8 protein-coding genes are annotated in these 4,340 nt (G+C 24.1%); all 8 read left to right on the forward strand.

Features of this window, described 5'->3' with window-relative positions; all coding sequences use genetic code 4:
• Nucleotides 1–370 precede the first annotated feature (370 nt).
• The 8 genes from EHU54_RS04665 to EHU54_RS04700 all read left to right on the forward strand — a co-directional run bounded on the left by EHU54_RS04665 (nt 371) and on the right by EHU54_RS04700 (nt 4,261).
• Nucleotides 371–733 (forward strand): hypothetical protein, encoded by a 363-nt coding sequence (locus tag EHU54_RS04665; RefSeq protein WP_400249191.1) that lies wholly within the window; start codon nt 371–373, stop codon nt 731–733.
• Nucleotides 733–939 (forward strand): hypothetical protein, encoded by a 207-nt coding sequence (locus EHU54_RS04670; protein WP_400249192.1) that lies wholly within the window; start codon nt 733–735, stop codon nt 937–939. The genes EHU54_RS04665 and EHU54_RS04670 overlap by 1 nt, the downstream gene beginning before the upstream one ends.
• A gap of 20 nt (nt 940–959) precedes the next feature.
• Nucleotides 960–2,222: a hypothetical protein gene (locus tag EHU54_RS04675; RefSeq protein WP_400249193.1), complete on the forward strand. Its 1,263-nt coding sequence runs from the start codon at nt 960–962 to the stop codon at nt 2,220–2,222.
• Between the two features lie 33 nt (nt 2,223–2,255).
• Complete coding sequence (locus EHU54_RS04680; RefSeq protein WP_400249194.1) at nt 2,256–2,825, forward strand: hypothetical protein; 570 nt, start codon at nt 2,256–2,258, stop codon at nt 2,823–2,825.
• A 2-nt stretch (nt 2,826–2,827) separates the two neighbouring features.
• A complete protein-coding gene (locus EHU54_RS04685; protein WP_400249196.1) occupies nt 2,828–3,127 on the forward strand; it encodes a hypothetical protein in 300 nt (99 codons plus the stop codon).
• Nucleotides 3,128–3,194: 67 nt separating this feature from the next.
• Nucleotides 3,195–3,371, forward strand: a complete 177-nt coding sequence (locus EHU54_RS04690; RefSeq protein WP_400249197.1) for a hypothetical protein — start codon at nt 3,195–3,197, stop codon at nt 3,369–3,371.
• A gap of 74 nt (nt 3,372–3,445) precedes the next feature.
• Nucleotides 3,446–3,664: a hypothetical protein gene (locus EHU54_RS04695; protein ID WP_338963719.1), complete on the forward strand. Its 219-nt coding sequence runs from the start codon at nt 3,446–3,448 to the stop codon at nt 3,662–3,664.
• 3 nt (nt 3,665–3,667) lie between these two features.
• Nucleotides 3,668–4,261: a hypothetical protein gene (locus EHU54_RS04700; protein WP_400249199.1), complete on the forward strand. Its 594-nt coding sequence runs from the start codon at nt 3,668–3,670 to the stop codon at nt 4,259–4,261.
• The last annotated feature ends 79 nt before the right edge of the window (nt 4,262–4,340 follow it).

A 4,340-nucleotide genomic window follows, 5' to 3' on the forward strand; every position in this document is an offset into this window, starting at 1 on the left:
ATTCATTACTTTTCCTATTTTAGAATAATTAGGTGTGCCATTTTTCTTTTTAAATTTTTCGGATTCTAAATATTCTTTTAAATCATGTCTTTCTACTAAATTAAAATGTTTAAATTTTTTCTTTTCTTTTTTCATAAGACAACCTAGCCCTTTCTATTAAAATAGTTATACAATAAAAATTAAAATTTTGTTGACAATCTGTTAAATGATGGTAGAATAGTGATGTAATTTAATACAAGTAGAATTTACTAGCCCTTAATCGCTTGTTTAAAAATTACTAAAATTAGAGACTTGAAAAAGTCTTTTTTTAATTTATTTTACTTTTTTATATTTTTTTGTAGAATGGTGATGACAAAAAGAGGTAAAAAAGATGGCAAAAGTAGATAAAAAGTGATGAATAATTGCAAATTTAACAAAAATAAAGCAAAAATTAACAAAATTTGATGAATATTGTAAAGAAAATAATATCAAACTTGCCACAAAAGAAACCTTATTAATCTTTTGCAATTTAGAAGAAGATGAATATAATGCCTTAAAAGACAGTAATTTATTAGCATTTAATGAACTTAAAATGAAAATAAGAATATTAGAAAATAATATAAAATTACATCTCTTAAACGAAACTAAAAAAAGGGGGTTATCAGTATATGCACAGTATTATGGTCGTGAAAATGAAACTGAAATAAATTATACTCCCCCAGTAATTAACATAACAGATGGGAAAAAGATATAATGGCAATGTTATATGAATATAGTTATCTTAATAAGATAGTAATTATTTTATTAGAAAATACAGAGTATATAGCAGATGAGATTAATTTAGCGGGTAGTCGTAAAGCGGGTAAAACATATTCTATTGATGAATTAATAGCATTATTAAGTTGTGTTGTATTAGCGAATAAAGATAAAAAAATAGCAATATATATGGTTTTAGATTAAATAGTGCTGATACTGCTGAAATGCAACAAGATATTCAAGATGCCTTAGATAAAGTTGGTTTAATACTTAATCCTACTAAAAAATGAAAAGGCGGTCATTATCAATATAATGCTCGTTTTAATAAACCTACTTGAACATTTCCTAATGGTAGTTTTATTAAATTACAAGGTGCTAGAAAAAGTAATTCATCGCAAGTATTAGGTAAAGGTACAGCACGAGCAAATGGTGCTGATTTATGTATTATTTGACTTGAAGAAGCAAATGAATTTAGTAAATCAGAAAAAGAAGCTATTATGCAAGCAGTTCGTGATTATAAAAAATTAATATTAATTACTAGTACTAATCCAGATAGTATTTATCAAGATCATATCGATTATATTAATAAATTGTTACCCTTTAATCGTAAAGAATTAGAAAGTAATGGTGAACAAATATCTAAATTAATAGTTCCAGTATTAGATCCTAAAACAGGTCAAAAAGCATATGATAAAAAAGTAATTAATCATTATACTAATTATTTAATTAATAAAGATAATTTAAATTATGATGAATTAATGAAATTATATGAATTAAAAGCAGAATGACCTAAAAAATATGAGGTCTGAGGAATTGGGATGCCAGGTGCATTAGATGGATCTATTTTTGCTAATTATTTATTTAGTAAATTATATGATTTTGAACCAGTTAATTTTAAAGCAGGTTTAGATTTAGGTTATGCAGATAGTCCATTAGGACATGCTACTCATGCTATTTTAATGGGATTAGATAGAGATTATAAAAAAATGACACCATTAATGGAATATAAACATAGTAATGCTGAAATGATACATAAAGATACAACTAAGATTTTAATTGAAATAGTACACTTTTTTATAACTGCTTCTATAAAATGAGATTATTTACAAGATGGTTTAGATGTAAATGTTGACTATGGAAATGGTGGTTTAGTTTCTATTGATACATTAAATAATATTCGTAGACAATATTACCCTGACCATAATTGATTAAGATTTAAACCAGTAGTAAAAGATGTTTGATATCGAACTGATAGAATTGATGCTATAATCATCCTGCTAAATAAGAATTATTTACAAATTAGTCAACGATTAACACCAGAGTTATTTAAGGATATGTTAAAAATGGAATGAAGAAAACCACCTGCAAATAAATCTACTTATAAATTAGAAGATAATAAATTATTTGATGATGGTTTTGATGCTATGACTTATGCTGTTATGGATATAATGGAATATTTTATAAAAACATTAGATAATCCATTTTAATAAGTAAACAATTCAGAAAGCGAGGTTAAAATTATGGCATTTTGAAATAAAAATAACTATGTAATTGATTTAGATAAAAAGAATTATAAAGAATATATATTATTTAAGTGAGATAGATTTATGAGTGGATTTACTCATTTATGATGAGCATTACTTTATAATACATTTTTTGCATTAGGTTGAACCTGAGCAGTTAAAAGTGGTCAATTTGATGGTTTTAGTTTAGATAGTATTATGTCATCAAGTAATATTATTGGTTTAGGATTTGGACATATTACTTTATTAGGTATTCAAGGTTTATTAATGTTTATTGGCCGTAAACCTAAAATAGATAAAAATATTAAATCACAAGGTAATCATTTAATTAGAAAAAGAAAATTAGGTATTATATTTATTATTTTAGGGTTAATGCCTTTAATTATTTGATCTATTGGTAGATTAATTATTATCTTTATGTGTAAAGCATATTTAAAAGCAAATGGTAGTTATGAAAGAACTGAAAATAAATTTATTAAAGATTTAGAAATTAAAAAAGTTGATAAAGATACAGCAATAGAAACTGTTTCGCAATTTGCAGAAAAAATATTGAAAGGAAAAGATTAATTATGGCAAAAAAACAAATTAAAAAAAATGTTGAAAAAATGCGAATGGACAAAAATATATGTTGAATGATAATTGATGGTAAAGAATGTTTTAAAAAAGTAAGTAAAAATTGAAATGGTATTGGTGTTCCTGCGTGTGAAGAACATACTAAAATATTCCAAGAATTAATGAAAGAAACTTATGATTATGGTGTTAATAATCAAAAAGAATATTTAAATCAATATGAAAAAGGTTTTAAAGATGGTATTGAAGAAACTAGAACTGAAATTAAGAAAAAATATCCACAAGTTTACAAAAATTAAAATGATGGTATGATGGTGACGATAGTTTTTGAAATTTTCTATAAAAAAATAATGGAGGGATTAAAGTATGTCAAACTTTAAATATGATTATAAAGAAAATATGACACAAGATGAAATTAATGCTTTATTAGAACAAAAAGAAAAACAAGTATTATCTAGTGTCTTACCAAATGCAGAAACTCGTATTAAAACTGAAACAGAAAAACAATATGAAAAAAAATTAATAGTTATCAGTCAAAAATAAAAGAATATGAGTTATCACAAGTACCACAAGAAAATCGCAAATTAGTTGAAGAAATATTAAATAGTGGTAAAGATATGGAATATATTAAAACTAATTTTAAAGATTTAGTTGAGAAAAAACCTACATTAGATATGAAAAATCTAATGAATGGTGGAATTCAAATTAAAGATGAAAATATGTTTATTGAAGAATTATCACAAAAAATAAAAGAAAATTTACAAGATAATCATAATATTCCTATTAATGAAAGAATTAAAAACTTAGTTCAAAAAGAATATCAGAAAGGAAAATAAAATATGGCATCAATTATAGGATTACATGAAGGATTTGTTATTGGTAATGGTGTAGCAAATTTAACAAAAGAAGGACATTTATTATTATCAGCACAAGAAATGCGAGTAAAAGATATTTTATCAAACCCTGATTATTATACATTTCATCGTTTAACAGCAACAGCACAATCAAGTCCTAATATGGAAAGTGCAGATTATGCAGTTGCAATTTATACAATACCTGAACGATTATTTTATGGTGATTCAGAATGAAATCACGAAAAAGGTAATCCAAAACAAAATCAAAATGCTAAGCGCGGTCGTTTAGTAATTGATCATACTATTGGTTTAAAAACACAATGAAGAAGATTTGATTTATCTCGTTTAAAAAATACTGACCCATCATTACGCGGTGAATTAGTAGCAAAATGAACAGGTTCAATTACAGAAAATATGATGTTTAATTTAGAATTATACTTTTTAAAAGGTGTAATTGATAATTATATTGCTAGATCTAAATTTAATAAAGATTATGCTTTTATTTATGATACAACTAAAATTAAAACTCAACAAGATGCATTAGATTTAATAGACTTCTTGCATAACCTAACCTATTAAAATAATTGTAAATATTTTTAAAAAGATACTAATAGCAAATTATAATTTTAATTAATTATGTCTTTTATTTAAAAATTTA

This window comes from Spiroplasma sp. ald, from assembly GCF_044714355.1.
Taxonomy (GTDB): Bacteria; Bacillota_I; Bacilli_A; order Mycoplasmatales; family Mycoplasmataceae; genus Spiroplasma; species Spiroplasma phoeniceum.